At 44.8% G+C, this 1,431-nt stretch carries 2 protein-coding genes; one reads left to right on the top strand and one right to left on the bottom strand.

The features are described from left to right. A partial coding sequence (locus AAB400_03925) for an excinuclease ABC subunit UvrA (GenBank protein ID MEK7649030.1) occupies positions 1 to 851 on the bottom strand: 851 nt, incomplete at its 3' end. Between the two features lie 221 nt (positions 852 to 1,072). Between AAB400_03925 and AAB400_03920 the strand changes: the two genes are divergently transcribed. Further along, positions 1,073 to 1,431 (top strand): hypothetical protein (locus tag AAB400_03920; protein ID MEK7649029.1); only part of this gene is annotated, 359 nt, incomplete at its 3' end.

The following is a 1,431-nucleotide window of genomic DNA, read 5'->3' as shown; positions in this document are numbered from 1 at the left end:
TGGCATGCGCCACGCGGGTTGTTGAATGAAAAATGCTGCGGCTGGAGTTCTTCAAGAGTGATGCCGCAGTCGCTACAGAGTAGGTTTTCCGTGAAATAGTGCTCTTCTTTTTTCTCCGGCACGGTTAAAATAACAGTTCCATCGCCGTATTCGAGCGCGGTTTTTATGGCACTGACGAGGCGATTGTGATCTAGGTGGCCACTTTCTGATTTGTAAAGGCGTTCGACAATGACTTCAAGCGTATGTTTTTTGTTTTCATCAACATGGGCTTGGAGCAATTCGCGCAACGAGTAAATGCGTCCATCCAATCGTACGGCGTGGTATCCTATTTTTTCCAGTTCATCCACGATATTATCAATGTCTACTTTTTCGTCATGGGCAATGGGAGCGAGGATGATGCTTTCAGATTTGCACGCTTTGATACGCACTGAAATGTCGTTGATGATATCTTGTCGTGTGCGTGAAATAATCTTTTTGCTGCATTTTGGACAATGGGGAATGCCGATGCGGGCAAAGAGCAAGCGAATATAGTCGTAAATTTCCGTTGCGGTTCCGACTGTTGAACGTGGAGAAGCGGAGCTTGTGCGCTGGTCGATGGCGATCGTAGGCGGCAAGCCATCGATCAAGTCGACATCGGGCTTGTCGAGATTCTCCATAAACTGCTTGGTGAAACTCGAAAGGCTTTCCATGAACCGTCGCTGCCCTTCCGCGTAAATAGTATCAAATGCTAACGATGATTTTCCTGATCCGGAGAGTCCCGTAAAGACGACAAGCTTTTTGTGGGGGACGTCGATTGAAACGTTTTTCAGATTATGGACGCGGGCTCCGCGAATAACGATGGAGTTCAACATAGGCGATGTGAAATATTTTGACAAAACCTTGTTTAGAAGTCATCACCAAGTGTAGCCGAAGATGAAACAAAAAGCAAGTCCTTGCCTTGGGGAAAATAAAAAGCTCCGCACTTTTGAAGTTTATCGGGAGAATATACTGTTTTCTACAGCTGAGGGGTATTGACAAAAAAGCGATTTTGTGCTATAATCACAACCATTATTTACCAATAGAGAGGTCGCGTATGTCCGAGGTTTTTCGCTTTAAATCAAAAGAAGAATTGCAGCAACAGCGCGTCGAGGTATCGAGGGCGTTTGGCGAGGAAATTATGCCGCACAGCGCAGACGATCTATTTGAGCATTCTGAAAAGACGCTTCGTGAGCGCTACCCTGCGCGATTTGAAGCTTATGCAAAAATGTTTGTATCGTTGAAGTCGAAACACTTCAAACTGTCTTTCATCGACACAATCAAGCTTCGATCCCGCATTTCGATACTGAATGCACTTGAAACATACATCGAACGTCATACAGAAACAAAAACAAAAGACAAAACACTCTATGATTACCAATTCAATGTATTTGAGGATCTCCGAGCCTTTCTTGA

This window comes from Patescibacteria group bacterium (assembly GCA_038065255.1).
Classification (GTDB): domain Bacteria; phylum Patescibacteriota; class Patescibacteriia; order JACQRZ01; family JACQRZ01; genus JBBTRI01.
The sequence above is the reverse complement of the archived record's forward strand: the minus strand, read 5'-3'. Positions and strand labels throughout refer to the sequence as shown.